Below are 15925 nucleotides of genomic sequence, written 5' to 3' on the forward strand. Positions count from 1 at the left end.
ATGATGGCACAAGGTTTACAATGTCCCGGTTCTAAAATCAGAAAAAGTGAAAAAGATCAGAAGATCCAGAAAAAATCAGTATTCAGAAATCAGTAATGCTCTTGCCGGAGCACCGTCGCAGCCCTCAATTTTCAGGGGCAGGCACAGGAAAAAATAAATTCCTGCTTCTACTGATTTAAGGTCAAGACATTCCACTATATTCACGTTATTTGAAAGTAATATCTGATGAGCAGGCAGATTTTCAGAAGAGAGGCTGTCAACGGAAAAACTGTCAATTCCTATTGTTTTGAACCCTTTCCTGACAATCCAATCTGCCGCGCCGGAGTCAAGATAAACAGAATTTTCAGGTGGCTCTTCAAGTTCTATTCCTTTATTGCTTTCGCCCGCCTGAAGACCTGAGACCCTTGAGTTATTTTTATAATTTAAGGAGGGTTTTGTCTTCAGGAGTAAAATAGAGACATGGTCAGTGTTCTTCAGGTCATTGTAAGCTTTGTCAAGAATGAAATCTGTCAATTCCCCATTTATTCGAGAAAAATCCAGAACAACTGCCCGACCCAGAAGGTTTTCAAGATTTAAACTGTCAACCAAGAGCCCGTTTTTCAGGACATGAGAGGGAGCATCAACATGTGTGCCCGTATGGCTTCCGAAACTCAGCCTGGATACTGCACAACCGTCCTTTTCAATTGTGCAGACGCTTTCAATTGAAGGCTCAGGGTCTCCGGGAAAGATGGGAGTAGAAGGAGAAATAGGGATTGTAATATCTATAATTCTTCCCTTAAAAGGCATATTTTCCGGAGGAAACATCTCATTTCACCTTTTCCTTTTTTCTGGCGACGTTATGATTTGTTTCAACTTCATACTGGCATGATTCCAATTTCATTCCGGCATCTTTCTGATCCGGCGGACTTTACTCCCACATCACTCCATGTAAATAATAGACTTGTTAGTACACACTTCTATGCATTTCATACAGAGATTGCATTTTTTGGGATCAATTTTCGCAAGTTCGTTTTCTTCATAAATGGCATCCACAGGGCAGATGTCCCTGCACTTGCCGCACCTTTTGCAGCCGAAAACCACAACATACCCGTTCTGCTCTGACATCAGTGAACCTTTGGAACCTTAATAGATATATTAATTTCTGAACTATTAATTTCTGAACCGGAACCGGAAAATTCCTTTTCATATAGCTGTCATCAGAGTCCAGAAAGCTTCAGGAAACAAGCCTTATATAGGACAAAAGGATATGCAGTCTCAGAATGGAGAATTTCACAAGGGATGAGACTGGCTCTTTTTGCACATACCTCTCGGAAGGCTGCAGGCTCTGCCAGCAGGGTGCCAAAATGGTGCTCTTTGTAACAGGGCTCTGCCCTAAAAGCTGTTTTTACTGTCCGCTTTCTGACGAAAGGCGCGGAAAGGACGTGATTTTCGCAAACGAAAAGCCTGTAAAAAGCGATGAAGATTTGCTCAAAGAAGCTGAGCTTATGGACGCTCTCGGGACTGGGATCACTGGGGGAGAACCTTTACTGAAGTTAGAGAGAGTTCTTTACTACATCCGCCTGCTTAAGGCTTCTTTTGGAAAAGGGCATCATATTCATCTTTATACATCTCTTGCTCCTGACAGGGAAACCCTTGAAAAGCTGGCAGAAGCGGGCCTTGATGAGATTCGATTCCATCCGCCACAGGCGGTCTGGGGAGAGCTCAGGAACAGCCCTTACGCAGCTGCCCTGCAAAATGCAAAAAATCTCGGAATGGAAGCCGGAATTGAGATCCCTTCACTCGAAGGTGCTGAAAAAGTTGCAGCTTTTGCAGAGGAAATGGGTATATTCCTCAACCTTAACGAACTGGAATTTTCCGATAATAATTCCGAAGCGCTTCTTAAAGAAGGTTTTTCCCTGGAATCAGATACCTCATGTGCTGCTGCAGGCTCCTGCGTTCATGCTGAAAATGCTTTCCGCGCCTGCAAAAAAGTTCATTTCTGCTCCTCGACCTATAAAGATGCAGTCCAGCTTCGCAAAAGGTTTCAGAGAATTGCAAAAAACACAGCAAGGGAATTTGACGAAATTACAGAAGACGGCACTCTTATTTACGGGGTTATAAATGGGGGAGACCAGGAACTCGCGGAAGAAATCCTCAGGGAGGCAGAAGTCCCAGAGGAACTTTTTGAAGTGAAGGACGGTAAAATAGAGCTGGCATGGTGGGTGCTTGAAGACCTTAAAGATGGGCTCAGAGACGAACTTGAAACCTCCGGGACAGAGCTTTTCATTATAGAGAGACATCCTTTTGAAGACGGGCTGATTGTGGAACTAATTCCATTATGATCACATCTTCCCGGACTTACACCCCTATTCTTTTTAAAATATCAATTCAAAATCAGCTCAGCAAGCCCAGAGAGGATCAAAATTTTATAGAAGAAAGAGTAATAGAGTTTTAAGAATTATTCAATTTCTCCGGGGGTTAGGGACGGGAGATTCTGAATACTCTCATGTCTCCTCGTATGGAAAAAAACGCTATACTTTGAAAAAGGGTTTCTTATGCCATATCCTGTTGTACATGTCCTGTTCTTTCTGTTCTGTGTCGGCGCAGTAGCTTTATATGCTTTAATCGGGCCGCTCTCTCGAAGAGAGCTGTCTTTCAAAGACGCCAGAAAATTGTTATTACTGGTGGTCACAGGCAGCTTTTGCACTCTTCTTCCGGATATGATGGCCGTATATAATATTCTTATAAACGGCACTCTGGAACACTGCTCGGTTGGTTCGATCAGGACACATTCACTTGTGTTCAGCTCCACTGCAATCGTTTTTGGAGGAATTGCCGGGTATGCTGCATACAGGGAATTCAGTAAAGCAGCCTATATGGCAATCTTTGCAGAGTCTGCTTTTATGACACACCTGCTCCTGGACGACATTGCAGAAGGGGGATGTGCTTACCTGTATCCGCTGTACAATGAACGTATCAGCATATTTTCAATAATGGATACGGGATTTGCAGATGCTGGCGGCTTATTTCAATATCTGACAGTATCCATAGTGGTCGTTTTCTGCGTATTCATTGTAATATTAATGGCACTGTTCTCTATGAACAAATTCGGGTTTGAATTCGGTTACAGGGCTGAAAAATGATTCTGAGTCTGGATAAGATATCAGGTGCCATAAGATAAAAATAATAAAACTGAAAAAAAGGACAGATGATAAAATTGAAAAAAGATAAATAAAAAATTAAGAAAAAATATAAAAAGTAAGAGAGTTAAGAATCATTGAAACTGGTTTGAAGCTCGCCTACACCGTCAAGTTTTTTAACAACTCGAGCCGGATAACCCAGAGCAAGGCTGTTCGGAGAGATATCACGGGTAACTACGGAGCCTATACCAATTATTGAGTTATCCCCGATCTCGACTCCCTGAGTGATTATGCATCCGGGATTTACAGAAACCCCGCTCCCGATTTTTATGGGAGCCATGGTCCTCGGATATGCCTGTCTTGTGGTCAGGCTGCCTCTGGTATGAGCAGAGAGAATACAGCGGTCCCCTATTTCAGAGTAATCTCCCACTGTAATCATTTCGGGGTGAAGCCTGTCAAAAACCACATCGTAGCCGACATACACGTTTTTTCCGAGATTCACGCCTCGCATTTTATGAAATTTCGCTCTCCACGAGGGGATCGGAAACCATGAAGCAACGCGTTCCAGAACCCAGTTCTTAAAGTACTTTATCCCAAAGATGAGTTTGTTGCTGTGATAGTGATCAGCAATTTCACCAAAAGTTACTTTATCTCTGTTTGAAATTACGGCAGTTATGTTAATGCCCCCCATTTTGCGGTGAAAAACACCTGGCATTTATATCCATTACTTTTCAACCGATAAATATATTTCCTATAGTCATTTATGGAACAGATTAATTCTTTATCAGATGAACTCCTGATCAGATCAGTGACATCTGGTATTCGGATTGAAACTGACAATATTATAATTTTGAAGGAATCTTATGCTCTGCCTGCCACAGGATAACTATCAGGTCCGGCTCCTGGTTACAATCTTCAGCAGTAAGGACTTTTTTATTTCTACCGCATCATTGGGGCAGAGTTCGCGGCAGCAATAACACTGGATGCACCTGTCCTGATTGATTTTGAGAATTTTGTCCATTTCCTCAATTGCATGTGCCGAACAGTTCAAAACGCAGGCTTTGCAAAGTGCACATTTTGAGGTATTGATGAAAGGCTTTACAGTCAAATGTTTCCGAAGCGCCCTCATAAGAAACGCAGGAACCATTGCGGTAGCTCCGCCTTCGGGCATTTTAAATCTGAGAGTTACTTCCTGAAGAGGTACTCCTTTAACTTCCGGACGCTGGGTCCCAAAACCTCTCGAAAGTGCAGCTTTATTTGTAGGCACTTTTAACGGATCGATCCCTATCATTTCGGAAGCAACCATGTCAAGGGCCACACAATCGTAACTTGCCAGGACAACTCCCGAAGAAATGGGCGTTCCGTTGGCAGGGCCGTTTCCCTCCATCCCGACCACTCCGTCCATGACTGCAAGATGAGGCCTGACTATTGAATAGATATCAACTAGAGATTCTCCAAAGCGGTCGCGGTCTTCCAGAGCATGTGCCTGCTTTCTGATTTTCTGGGGAACAGCCCCAAAAAAGTTTTTAACAGCCCCGGTATAGAGGGTCAGTTCATGCGTTTTAAGCTTGGGAAGCGAGATTATGACATCAGCCTCAAGGACTGCCTTTGCTATGTAAAGGCGCGGAAACTGCCGGGCTGCTGGAACAGAGACTTCGGTATAACCAGAAGTCTCGAAATTAATGAGCTCTGCCCCGCAGGCTGAAGCGGCAGCCTCAATTCCAGAAGCACGAAAAGCCTCCGAAGTCGTGGTCGAACCCGGCTTTACAATCCCTGACCCGTCTCCTATAACCGGAATGCCGCCTGCTTCCTTAACCAGCTCACACATTGCAGATACCACCGCAGGATGAGTGGTAACAGCATCTTCAGGAGCCCGGATAGCAAGCACATTGGGTTTAAGCAGCACGCGCCTGCCGGGAGTAATAATACTCTCAAGTCCGCCTATAAGGGCAAGTGCTTCTTTAATCGCACTTTTTACATTTGAGTAGTCGGAGCAGCGTACGATGGAGACTGTAGTGTTCATGCTTATCCATATGAATTCTTGATCAGATATTGTTGACCTCGACTCTGGAATTGAGAATTTACCTGTACGACTACCTGCTCAGAGATAATAGACAGGAGGAGTGGCACGCACGTATTCTGTAGTATCCCTTACCCTGTCAATATGCCTCCAGGCCTTTTCTATAGTATCCCTGGGCAGGCCGGTGTTCTTTTCAGCAACTTCTATGGGCAGTTTATGTTCCTGAGCGTACAGCAGCTGGTCCATGATGTGTATGGGCATGCGCCAGTAGAATTCCTCATCAGTGGTATAATGGCTCCATGTATCGGCACTTGGAGGACGCTTTATAATTTCGTCATTAACTTTGAGGTATCTTGCCAGAGCATAGATCTGAGTCTTATAGCAGTCTGCAAGAGGTTCGAGGTCTACGCCGCCGTCCCCGTACTTCACAAACTGCCCCAGGACGAGTTCGGTTTTGTTGGTTGTGCCGCAAACAGCATAATTCATTTTTTCAGCGTACATATACTGAATTATCATTCTTGACCGCTGTTTGACACCCTGCAGCCCGATCAATTCCAGATAGTCATTTGCCTTCAATCTGTGCCTGGCAACTGTTTCTCCGTCTTTTATCAGCCGGATATAAGGAACATTCAAAACTTCCTGGTCAAGGAAATTGGGCAGAACCAGTGAAGTTTTGTGTATTCTAGGATCATACTCTGGACAGGCTCTCTTGAGAACCTGATCTTTCTTTTCATAAATGTTAAGGGCTTCCAGGATTGGAGAAATTGGAACCTCCTCATATGAAACCCCCAGGCTTTCACAGATTTCTGCTCCCAGAGTCCTGCTCGAAGGAGCTGATTCTTTTTCAGGAAGAAGAAGACCAAATACATTTTCTTTGCCGAACTCCTGTACACAGAGTGTAAGAGCAACAGCTGAATCTATGCCTCCCGAAACACCCAGAACCACTCCTTTTTTCTTAAAATCTGTGACCTGGTCTCGTATAAACAACTTGAGCTCTTCAGCAAGCTCATCGATATCCCTGTTCAGTTCATTCATAATCTGGAAATTGCTGAAATCTATTGGCCTTCCGTTAATGCTCTTTGATAACTTCTTTATGTGGCTTTCTGTAGTTTTCGCTTCACTACTTCCAATAATTTGCATAATTACTCCCCAGATAGATTATTCGTAAGTTAAATATCAGATAACTGGTTAAACTTTAAGCAGGACTTTTTGCGGCATATTTATTTTTATCTCAAGTTTCTCTGCAGCTTCGTCTATCAGTGGCTGTGAAAGTTCCTGGTGAAGTTTTTCCAGTCCTTCTTCCCTTGACATTTCCCCGCTTCGGACAAGCCCTGCTATGTCAAACGCATAGGGATGGAAACCATACTTTTCCAGATGGTTATAGCATGCAAAAGAATTCAACGTGCAGTTTGTTGAATTGCTGTCATCGAGCGCAGGCGGCTTCCACCCGAGGCTAACTACGGTCTCAAGTACTTTGTCCTCACTGTACTCCCACAGGCAAAGAGGGTGCAGGATAGAGGGCGCAGGCTCGCCCATGTTTTTAATGACCTCGTTTTTAATGATGAACTGCTCATCCCTGTCATCAACGCCGATTTTTTGAAGCTGCTTTTCAAAAAGGTTCCTTGACCACTGTATGAAATTAGCTGACAGATTGATTATGGGATTAGGTGACTGCCCTGCTGTAAAAGCAAATACAATAAAAGGCGCTTTCTGGATTATTGCCTGCTCCATCAGCTTCTGTTTTATTATACTAATACAGATGTTGCAGATGTCACTTGCCCTGTATTTGGCAAACTTCGGAAACGCGTCATAGGATACGGCTGCTTTTCGGAAGAGCTCGTACAGGATCTTTTTTTCTATTGTCAGCTTAAAATAGTCACAGCCTGTTATCTCACACATTTTCTTTGCATTTATTACGGCATAGTCTGAAGTGAACCCGTTATCAAACTGGACAGCAAGTATTTTCAGGAAAGGATAATCCTTCTTGAGTTTATAAAGCGTATATGAAGAGTCTTTCCCACCTGAAAGTGCATATATCACATCATAATTGCCTCTGCCGCTGTATTCTTTAAAAAGCGCTTCTATCCTGTTAAGATACTGCTCCTTTTCCTGTGAAGAAAGAGGAACATAGGTCTCACAGAAGTGGCAGAGACCGCTTTCTTTATTGATTTCTATTCCTGGAATATCAGAATCCAGAACACACCTTTTACATACTAGCTTTGACATGCTGGTACTCCTCTATAATGGACCTGTTGGATATTTTCCCGTTCTCGCTCAGAGGGAGATGGTCAATGAGGAGGATCTCCCTCGGGTATAGATAGCCGGGCAAATTCTTTCTGCAAAAAGCAAATATCTTATCGACTTCTGTTCCCTGATCTGGTATGACCATGAGGCTGATTGCATTGCCCATAAGTTCATGGGATACAGGTACAACAAAAACACTGGATACGTTAGTACCCTGCTCGATTTCTTTTTCAATCTCTCTCGGGTTAACCCGGTGATCGCCTACTTTTATGAGATCGTCCTTGCGCCCGAGCAGCCTTATATACCCGCATTGAAGTTTCTGTGCCAGATCCCCTGTATGAAGCCACCCATCAATGACTCTTTTTTCAGTTGCAGCTTCATCATTCAGATAACCTAGCAGGATATTATCTCCCCTGGCAACAAGCTCGCCTGTGATACCGGGCTCTACAGGCCTGTTTTCCGGGTCAAAGACTTCAAGTGTGACTCCAGGAATCGCTTTTCCTATCGTATCGATAAATTCGTCCACGTCTTCTGCTGGCAGGTAGGAAAGCCTTGCTGTAGCTTCTGTCTGTCCGTACATTGGCAGAATCTGTGTATTCGGACTTAATTCCCTTATACTCCGTACAATAGCCCGGTCCATGGCTCCGCCGGCAGATGCGGCGGTCCTGACATTTGCAAAGGCTTTTTTGAACCTTTCTGGATATTTTAGAAGAATACGATAGGTGCTGGGCACTCCATAGAAAATGGATACTCCGGAATCAATGAGACTGAAAACAGAGTCTACGAAATTCATTGTTCCGATATGGATTGAGCCTCCTGCCATCAGGTGGGAATTAATTATCGAATTCCCAAAAGCGTGATGTGGGGAGATGACCAGTGCAGCTTTGTCTTTAGAGCTTATACTGAGAATCTCGGTTATTGATCTGGCATTTGAGATCAGATTTTTGTCGCTCAGCATAACCCCTTTAGGAGTTCCGGTTGTGCCTGAGGTATAAAGCACCAGCCTCAATTCGGGATTGTTTCTTTCGAGTACCACTCTTTTGCTGATGGTCTCTACTGAAGTATCATCTGAAACAACAATCACAGTTCCAAAACGTTCAAAAAACCCATCTCCAAACCTTGAATACTGCTTTCTCGTTGCAATTATGTAATTAATGCATGCAGCATCAAGAATTCTTTCAAGGCTTCGTCCCTGCATTTCGATTGGCAGAGGTACTGCAATATTGCCTGACCGGTATACTGCCATAAGTATTTTTATATACTGCATGCCTGACTCAGCCAGTATTGCAAATTTGCAGTGTTCAAAACCAGCCAGAGACGTGGCAACTGTATTTATATCCTCATTGAGGCATCTGTAAGAGATGGACTTTTTACCCTCTTCAAGAGCGATCTGATGAGGAGTTTTTCTGGCATGCTCAGTGATATAAGCATCAATTCTCATGCCCCTCACTTCGCCAGTCTGGTAATCAGGTTGGTGATCCCCTGTAGAGAGTCGAAATTATCTGGAGTCAACATATCTTCAGGAATTTCGATAGAATACTTTTCACAGATATAGTCTATCAATTCGAGTAAACCGATAGAGTCTATGATCCCGCTTTGCGTGAGAGAATCACTATCGTTAATAGTCGTTTCCCGCTCCATAAAAGAGTTGTTCTTCAAATAATCAAGTATATCATTTTTTATCTGTTCCATACTAATCTTACCCCTTTGCTTAAATTAGATTATCAATTGCGAGTAACACACACTTACCCATATTAGTTGAAAGCCCCAAAGATAATTATGTAATTCAACTATATAAATAATTTGAGAGTATTGAAAGATAAATATTGCTGGAAAAAATGAAAAATATCTTACAGGTATCAGTTGCAGTATCTGGTTCAAAAATTCTCAGATCGGAGTCATTCCCTGATCTGGAATGCCATTTTAGCAGATATTATAAACATGCATGCCTCAATGAGAGTTTATTTTCTCAAGGCGGCTTAAACTCATAGTGTGCTGGCCTGACCCGGTAACAATAGAAAGGACATACCTGTTATCCAGTACAAAGTTAAAATATGATGCATTACTGAAGTCAGGTTCTTTAGTTAGAAAAGAAAACATACTTTTATTAGAAAACTTACAATATGCCTCTTTCAAAGTCCATGCCTTTAAAAGGTCAGTATCGCTTACTTGTTTCTCTGTGTAAAACGGCGTTTTATGAAGGTATTTTAAAGTATTCTTCAGTGCAAGTGGCCTTATAATTTCGATATCAATACCAATCTTAATCTTTGATATTGCAAGTACAGCAACATTCTCAGAGTAGGAAATACAGATATGCAGATCTTCATTGTCGAGTATATGGACTTCTCCGTTCCTGTCTCTATAAGTGGAGATATTCAGGATAGATGCCTTATTAAGGAGATCACATAGAATATGTTTCAAAACCAACCTTGAGACAATAAATCTTTTTTTGAAATATAAAGTTTGAAGTTTTTCCAGATCTTCTTTTTCGATATTATTGAGAGATTCCGTACTCAGCACATCATAATTATCGAGATCGATAAAAAAGATAAGGATATCATTCTCTTTCCATAAGGGAAGAGTATTTTCCAGGGAAATGGAAGAAAGCATCAAATTCTCGGTGTGCATGTAGCTCCATCCATATCTATTACATCTGACAAATATAAAACAATTTGTAGAGTATCAGTCTGTCTTATGAACAGACAGATTTTTACGACATCCTTAAAATCCCTTTTAGTTTGAACAGTGCTGTATATATAAATAAATCAGATAGTACCGGATTTTTCATTCTTGAGATATCCCTGCAAAAAATAAAATAATACTTCTGAGACAAAAGAATAATTACTCCCGGTTTTACCTTTTGGGAAATAGAAAAATCCGATATTTTCCGTATCGTGCGAGGGATTCAGAAGAGACGTGGAAATCCGGAATAAACTCCAATATAAATAGTTAAAAAAAAAGTAATCCTAAAATATATAAACGATAAGGATATAGGGTATTCGATTCTTAGCTCCCCCTCAAAGGGGTCGCATCTCTCTGGAAATAGCAGCCGGATGGGATGAATACAGTATAAAAGAATATAATGCAAAGAAGAATATAAATTAAATAGGAATATAATTCAAAATTATCATTAAAACTGAGGTGTCCGAAACTGCAGACTGCGGAAGAAAGGGTAAGAGCGAGATTGATAAAGTATCTCGGCAGGGACGAAAACGGGATACGCAAGGTTGTGCTCAATCTCTTCCTGACCGGAGACAAGTTCACCACCGGTGAAGTTTACGACTACCTTGATAAAGGAAATTTCGAGGTAAGCTACCGGGGAGTGTCAGCCATGGTCGGGCTTATGAATACGAGACTCGGAATCCTGAGCATAAATGTCACAGGGGATCATAATGTGTATTCCCTGAAAGAGAATTACAAAAACATTGTCGGCTCTGTTCTGGAGAACTACTGAGCCGCCTTATTGCTGTAAGTCCTGTTTTTTATGTGATGAGAACTTTCCAAATCTCCTGTTCTATTCTGTTGATATAAAAAACACAATGAATTGTAAGTTTAAACACCCATTAAAAAATTATTTATTGGGGGATAAAAAAATAGAAATGTTAAGTGCAGCATACCGTTAAGATCAGTATAATAAATTTAAGATCAGTATAATTAATATTACAGTTTTTTTGGAGTTGACGTCCTGGTTTTAGACCTGTTAATACCGGTTTCCAGCTCAATGTTCCTTAAATAATATAAATATAGTCGTTTATACTCTATTGCGATTCCTATTAATATATCATATAGCTTTTCTATCCATGTAGACTAAATAAACACATAAATGAAATATCACTATTGTGACTAAATTCCCGGAACAAGGATATAAAAACCTAAAATTAGTGAATAAGTTGAGGTGAGGAAAAACTTCAAGAAAAGAAGAAAAATTAACTGTATAAATCTAAGAAAAATTGAATTCCATACCGCAAAAAATGTATATAAATAAAAAATGTATATGAATATTCCCGTTACCTATAATATTCCTTCTACATATACTTCCAGGGGGAAAACAGATTATTAGCCTGAGAATGGAACCATGGAATAAAGGAGCCTTTCGGGCAGGGCTTCGCTTCGCAAAAAACTGGACTTTCAGCGCGTTCTACAAGAAGTATGAACAGATGCTTGAAAAAGAAATTATGAGTTCTGAAATCCCTGAACATATAGCTGTAATTATGGATGGGAACCGCAGATATGCAGGCCAGCTGGGAAGAGCTCGGAGTTTTGGACACGCTATGGGAGCAGAAGTTACTGAAAGGGTTATCGAATGGTGCTATGAAATTGGAGTAAAACAGCTCACCCTCTATGCCTTTTCCACGGAAAATTTCCAGCGTTCAGAAGAAGAGGTTAATGGACTCTTTAACCTGATCAATGAGAAATTTCTAAAGCTTTATACCGATAAAAGGACCTACGAAAAAGAGATGCAAGTAAGAGTTATCGGGGATAGAACAAAGCTGCCGGCTTTCCTGAATGAGTCCATTGAAAAGATTGAAAAAGCAACAGAACACCACAGGAAATTCAGCCTGAACGTGGCTATTGCTTACGGAGGCAGGCAGGACATAATGCAGGCGGTCAGGGAGATTGCAACCTGCGTATCCAGAGGGAAACTTTCCCTTGAAGATGTTAATGAAAACCTGATTTCAAAACACCTCTACCCTGCTCCCGGAGTCCCTGTCCCAAATGTGGATCTGATTGTCCGTACAGGAGGAGATGAGAGAATCTCTAACTTCCTGCCGTGGCAGGCTAACGGCAGCGAATGTGCAACTTATTTCTGTGCTCCTTTCTGGCCCGAGTTCCGAAAAATTGATCTTCTTCGTTCGATCAGGGTGTATCAGGCGCGAAAAGACGAAAAAAAGCGCGAAAACTCATACCGTGTAACGAAAGTCAGAAACTTCCTGAGAGTAGGAAAACTCGAGGAAAAAAGCGAAGACCTTAGACAGCTCCTCCCTTTAAAAGGCCAGAGAGTATCCTGAGAGACGGGGAATGGGATACCTGAATAAATATTAACAACTGATTCCGCTTAAACCTGTATCTTTACACTCATAATTTAAACTTTTTCCATACAGTACAGGTCCCACACATTTTCTTTTTAAAGTTGCCCCTCCTGCAGATAGCCTGCCAGAAAATAGCCCCTGAAGCACCGTTATATTGATATTCCGGGGGGACTATGTTTACTGGGGAAAGTTTGGCTATATCTTATTTTAAGTTCCCGGAGTCATAATCATCTCTGAGGACTTATTGCAAAGCCATGAAATAAAACCCCGGACATAAAATCAAGAATGTCCGGGAAGATTATCCAGTAAGGGATCAGATCTTGCAGTTATTTGTCTGGACGAAGGGAGTTATTATGGACACCTGTAAAGAGTTTAATCCTTATTCCTGCGAGAAATACATTTTGGAGTTTGAAAGGAAGGGATTTTGAAGAAATCAGGAGGAATTATACTGGGAAAAGAAAGAAAAAAACCTAACCGCCTGATTAACGAAAAAAGTCCTTACCTTATACAGCACGCCTACAATCCTGTGGACTGGTACCCGTGGGGAGAAGAGGCTTTTGAAAAAGCCAGAAAAGAAAACAAGCCTGTTTTTCTTTCAATTGGATATTCAACCTGCCACTGGTGCCATGTAATGGCACATGAGTCTTTTGAGGATGAAGAAGTTGCAGGACTCATGAACGAAGCTTTCGTTTCTATTAAAGTCGACAGGGAAGAGAGGCCCGATATTGACAATATTTACATGACGGTCTGCCAGATTATCCTCGGGCGAGGGGGCTGGCCCCTTAATATCATCATGACTCCTGGCAAGAAACCCTTTTTTGCAGGAACTTATATCCCGAAAAAATCCCGTCTTAACCAGACAGGGATGCTGGAACTGGTCCCCAGGATAAAAGAAATCTGGGAGCAGCAGCATGAAGAAGTGCTTGATTCGGCTGAAAAGATTACATCTACCATCCAGAACATGATTAAAGAGTCATCAGGAGAGGGGTTAGGGGAAGAGATAATAAAAGAGGCTTATGATGAAATGCTTAATTCGTTTGACACGGAATACGGAGGTTTTGAAGGAGCTCCAAAATTCCCGACCCCGCACAGGATTTCCTTTTTGCTCCGCTACTGGAAGCGCAGCGGAAACCCTGAAGCCCTTCATATGGTAGAACATACCCTGGACAATATGCGCAGCGGTGGGATCTATGATCATCTGGGCTCGGGTTTCCACCGCTATTCTACTGACAGCATGTGGCTTCTGCCTCACTTTGAGAAAATGTTATACGACCAGGCTCTTACCGCAGTTGCATATACCGAAGCCTTTCAGGTTACCGGAAAAGATCTTTACAAAGAAACAGCAGAAGAAATCCTCGATTACGTCTTAAGGGACCTGACATCCCCTGAAGGGGGGTTTTACTGCGGAGAAGATGCAGACGTAGAAGGAGAAGAAGGAAAGTATTATCTGTGGACAATAGAGGAAGTAAGGAGTGTCCTTGGACCCGAGGATTCCGAATTGATCATTAAAATATTCAATTTGAAAGGGGGAGGCAATTTTGAAGAAGAAATAAGAGGCAGAAAAACCGGAACAAACCTCTTTTATATGGTCCGCTCTCCAGGGTCCCTTGCAGCCGAAATGAAGCTTCCTGTAGAGGAAGTCGAAAAACGGGTAAAAACTGCCAGAGAAAAACTCCTTAAAGCCAGGTATGAGCGCAAGAGACCTTCACTGGATGATAAGATCCTTACCGACTGGAATGGGCTTATGATTGCAGCCTTTGCTAAAGGTTTTCAGGTTTTTGGGGAACAGAGGTATCTGAAAGCCGCAGAAAAAGCTGCAGATTTTATTCTAAAAACCCTTTACAGTCCGGAGAGCAGGCTGCTTCACCGCTACAGGGAAGGAACTGCAGGAATCTCAGGAACCTCCGATGACTATGCATTTTTGATTCATGGACTCCTGGAGCTTTATGAAGCAGGATTCGAACTGCGCCACCTTAAAGCTGCGGTTTCTCTGAACAGAGAGCTTCTTGAACACTTCTGGGACCCTGTTAACGGCGGGCTCTACTTTACGGCTAACGACAGTGAGGCTCTTATCTTCAGGAAAAAGGAGTTTGCAGATTCAGCAATACCTTCAGGGAACTCAATCGAAATGATGAACCTTTTGCGCCTCTCCAGGATAATTGCAGACCCCGGACTTGAGGAAACTGCCGACAGGCTCGAACGCGCATTTTCAAAGCTGATCATAAAAGCACCTTCAGGGTATGCCCAGTTTCTGTCTGCCTTTGATTTCAGGCTTGGACCTTCATACGAAGTGATAATCTCAGGAAAACCCGGGTCTCAGGACACAAAACAGATGCTTGAAGAACTCTGGAACTATTTTGTGCCCAATAAGGTGCTGATTTTCAGGCCGGAAGGAGAAAATCCTGAAATTACAGAACTGGCAAAGTATACAAAAGAACAGTTCCCAATTGAAGGAAAGGCAACTGCATATGTCTGTCAGGACTATCAGTGCCAGTTGCCTACTACTGAAGCCAGAGAGATGTTAAGGATGCTGAATGCTTGATGCTGGGCTCAAGCTGAATCAGAGAGCTCAGGCTGAATGCAGGTTAAAAGAAGCAGATCTAAAACCTGTAAAAGTCAGGTTACGACTGTAAAGCCAGATATCGAATATGTAAAAGTCAGATTATGACTGTAAAAAAGAAAAGAAAACAGGGGATATGGAAATATGAAAGAATACACGCTGGAAGAACTTTCGGAGTATAACGGTAAGAACGGCAAGATCTACATTGCATATGAAGGCCAGGTATACGATGTATCAAACAGTTACTTGTGGGAAGACGGTACTCACCAGGGACTCCATGATTCAGGGAAGGACCTTACGCAGGAAATGGAGGAATCGCCTCACGGTCCAGAAGTATTTAAGGACTATCCCGTTGTCGGAACTCTTAAAAAGTGACCTGTTTAACAGGTTATTTTTTAAGTAAACAGATGAATGATAGAGGGGGAGTTGTGACTCTGAAAGGCGAAAATACATCATTTATTCCGCATGGGCCAGAAGAGGGAACAAAGAAGACTTCTAAAGAAAAAATAGGGCTGGAAAAAGAAAAATGCCTCCAAAAGTTGAAAATTTTCTTTGAATCCCAGCCCCTTGCCGTTCTGGCGACTCAAAACGGAGCTGCGCCCTATGCAAGCCTCGTTGCTTTTGCCGCAAATGAGAAGCTTAAATATCTTATTTTTGCGACTCCGAAGGCTACCAGGAAATACTCAAACATTCTGGAAAACCCTTTAGTGGCTCTTTTAATAGATAACCGAAAAAACACGAAAGAGGATATTCATGAGGCAACGACAGTAACAGCCCTGGGGAGGGTTGAACAGATAGAAGATTTCGAACGCAGTATAATGGAAAAAATCTATCTGATGAAGCACCCGCACCTTGCGGACTTTCTTAATTTCCCTAAAACTGCTTTTCTGAAAATCCGAGTGGAGAAATACATTGTTGTGACCCATTTCCAGCGGGTTGTGGAAATTTCGGT

16 protein-coding genes are annotated in these 15925 nt (G+C 42.3%); 7 read left to right on the plus strand and 9 right to left on the minus strand.

Annotation, left to right across the window (positions count from 1 at the left end; genetic code table 11):
* Window positions 1–75 precede the first annotated feature (75 nt).
* Window positions 76–804 (minus strand): cyclase family protein, encoded by a 729-nt coding sequence (locus PLL47_RS08265; RefSeq protein ID WP_324445717.1) that lies wholly within the window; start codon window positions 802–804, stop codon window positions 76–78.
* Between the two features lie 114 nt (window positions 805–918).
* Window positions 919–1104 carry a 4Fe-4S binding protein gene (locus PLL47_RS08270; protein WP_324445718.1) on the minus strand — a complete coding sequence of 62 codons (186 nt, stop codon included), beginning with the start codon at window positions 1102–1104 and terminating at the stop codon, window positions 919–921.
* A gap of 155 nt (window positions 1105–1259) precedes the next feature.
* Here PLL47_RS08270 and PLL47_RS08275 point away from each other — a divergent pair, with 155 nt between their 5' ends.
* Window positions 1260–2321 (plus strand): radical SAM protein, encoded by a 1062-nt coding sequence (locus PLL47_RS08275; protein ID WP_324445719.1) that lies wholly within the window; start codon window positions 1260–1262, stop codon window positions 2319–2321.
* 213 nt (window positions 2322–2534) lie between these two features.
* Window positions 2535–3122, plus strand: coding sequence for a metal-dependent hydrolase (locus tag PLL47_RS08280; protein WP_324445720.1), 588 nt, complete (start codon window positions 2535–2537; stop codon window positions 3120–3122).
* A gap of 124 nt (window positions 3123–3246) precedes the next feature.
* On the opposite strand, the gene PLL47_RS08285 is transcribed toward PLL47_RS08280, so the two are convergent.
* From PLL47_RS08285 to PLL47_RS08315, 7 genes are all read right to left on the minus strand, one after another.
* Window positions 3247–3810 carry an acyltransferase gene (locus tag PLL47_RS08285; RefSeq protein ID WP_324445732.1) on the minus strand — a complete coding sequence of 188 codons (564 nt, stop codon included), beginning with the start codon at window positions 3808–3810 and terminating at the stop codon, window positions 3247–3249.
* Between the two features lie 198 nt (window positions 3811–4008).
* On the minus strand, window positions 4009–5142 hold the full coding sequence (locus PLL47_RS08290) for a DUF362 domain-containing protein (RefSeq protein WP_324445721.1): 1134 nt from the start codon (window positions 5140–5142) through the stop codon (window positions 4009–4011).
* A gap of 78 nt (window positions 5143–5220) precedes the next feature.
* Window positions 5221–6279, minus strand: a complete 1059-nt coding sequence (gene nadE / locus PLL47_RS08295) for an NAD(+) synthase (protein ID WP_324445722.1) — start codon at window positions 6277–6279, stop codon at window positions 5221–5223.
* Between the two features lie 48 nt (window positions 6280–6327).
* The gene (locus tag PLL47_RS08300; protein WP_324445723.1) at window positions 6328–7365 is read right to left on the minus strand and encodes an adenine nucleotide alpha hydrolase family protein; all 1038 of its coding nucleotides are present in this window, start codon (window positions 7363–7365) and stop codon (window positions 6328–6330) included.
* A complete protein-coding gene (locus tag PLL47_RS08305; RefSeq protein ID WP_324445724.1) occupies window positions 7346–8824 on the minus strand; it encodes a class I adenylate-forming enzyme family protein in 1479 nt (492 codons plus the stop codon). The genes PLL47_RS08300 and PLL47_RS08305 overlap by 20 nt, the downstream gene beginning before the upstream one ends.
* A 5-nt stretch (window positions 8825–8829) precedes the next feature.
* Window positions 8830–9075 carry a phosphopantetheine-binding protein gene (locus tag PLL47_RS08310; RefSeq protein ID WP_324445725.1) on the minus strand — a complete coding sequence of 82 codons (246 nt, stop codon included), beginning with the start codon at window positions 9073–9075 and terminating at the stop codon, window positions 8830–8832.
* Window positions 9076–9333: 258 nt separating this feature from the next.
* A complete protein-coding gene (locus tag PLL47_RS08315; protein ID WP_324445726.1) occupies window positions 9334–10011 on the minus strand; it encodes a 4'-phosphopantetheinyl transferase family protein in 678 nt (225 codons plus the stop codon).
* Window positions 10012–10567: 556 nt separating this feature from the next.
* Here PLL47_RS08315 and PLL47_RS08320 point away from each other — a divergent pair.
* The 5 genes from PLL47_RS08320 to PLL47_RS08340 all read left to right on the plus strand — a co-directional run.
* A complete protein-coding gene (locus tag PLL47_RS08320; RefSeq protein WP_292373433.1) occupies window positions 10568–10837 on the plus strand; it encodes a DUF2551 domain-containing protein in 270 nt (89 codons plus the stop codon).
* A gap of 613 nt (window positions 10838–11450) precedes the next feature.
* Complete coding sequence (gene uppS / locus PLL47_RS08325) at window positions 11451–12392, plus strand: polyprenyl diphosphate synthase (RefSeq protein WP_324445727.1); 942 nt, start codon at window positions 11451–11453, stop codon at window positions 12390–12392.
* A gap of 445 nt (window positions 12393–12837) precedes the next feature.
* Complete coding sequence (locus tag PLL47_RS08330; protein ID WP_324445728.1) at window positions 12838–14955, plus strand: thioredoxin domain-containing protein; 2118 nt, start codon at window positions 12838–12840, stop codon at window positions 14953–14955.
* 162 nt (window positions 14956–15117) lie between these two features.
* The gene (locus tag PLL47_RS08335; protein WP_324445729.1) at window positions 15118–15348 is read left to right on the plus strand and encodes a cytochrome b5 domain-containing protein; all 231 of its coding nucleotides are present in this window, start codon (window positions 15118–15120) and stop codon (window positions 15346–15348) included.
* A 53-nt stretch (window positions 15349–15401) separates the two neighbouring features.
* Window positions 15402–15925 (plus strand): pyridoxamine 5'-phosphate oxidase family protein (locus tag PLL47_RS08340; RefSeq protein ID WP_324445730.1); only part of this gene is annotated, 524 nt, incomplete at its 3' end.

Source organism: Methanosarcina sp. (assembly GCF_035390745.1).
Lineage (GTDB): Archaea > Halobacteriota > Methanosarcinia > Methanosarcinales > Methanosarcinaceae > Methanosarcina.

Coding starts and splice junctions, on each gene's coding strand:
- PLL47_RS08265 (WP_324445717.1), bottom strand. CDS start 804: ATGTTTCCTCCGGAAAATATGCCTTTTAAGGGAAGAATTATAGATATT.
- PLL47_RS08270 (WP_324445718.1), bottom strand. CDS start 1,104: ATGTCAGAGCAGAACGGGTATGTTGTGGTTTTCGGCTGCAAAAGGTGC.
- PLL47_RS08275 (WP_324445719.1), top strand. CDS start 1,260: ATGGAGAATTTCACAAGGGATGAGACTGGCTCTTTTTGCACATACCTC.
- PLL47_RS08280 (WP_324445720.1), top strand. CDS start 2,535: ATGCCATATCCTGTTGTACATGTCCTGTTCTTTCTGTTCTGTGTCGGC.
- PLL47_RS08285 (WP_324445732.1), bottom strand. CDS start 3,810: ATGGGGGGCATTAACATAACTGCCGTAATTTCAAACAGAGATAAAGTA.
- PLL47_RS08290 (WP_324445721.1), bottom strand. CDS start 5,142: ATGAACACTACAGTCTCCATCGTACGCTGCTCCGACTACTCAAATGTA.
- nadE (WP_324445722.1), bottom strand. CDS start 6,279: ATGCAAATTATTGGAAGTAGTGAAGCGAAAACTACAGAAAGCCACATA.
- PLL47_RS08300 (WP_324445723.1), bottom strand. CDS start 7,365: ATGTCAAAGCTAGTATGTAAAAGGTGTGTTCTGGATTCTGATATTCCA.
- PLL47_RS08305 (WP_324445724.1), bottom strand. CDS start 8,824: ATGAGAATTGATGCTTATATCACTGAGCATGCCAGAAAAACTCCTCAT.
- PLL47_RS08310 (WP_324445725.1), bottom strand. CDS start 9,075: ATGGAACAGATAAAAAATGATATACTTGATTATTTGAAGAACAACTCT.
- PLL47_RS08315 (WP_324445726.1), bottom strand. CDS start 10,011: ATGCACACCGAGAATTTGATGCTTTCTTCCATTTCCCTGGAAAATACT.
- uppS (WP_324445727.1), top strand. CDS start 11,451: ATGGAACCATGGAATAAAGGAGCCTTTCGGGCAGGGCTTCGCTTCGCA.
- PLL47_RS08335 (WP_324445729.1), top strand. CDS start 15,118: ATGAAAGAATACACGCTGGAAGAACTTTCGGAGTATAACGGTAAGAAC.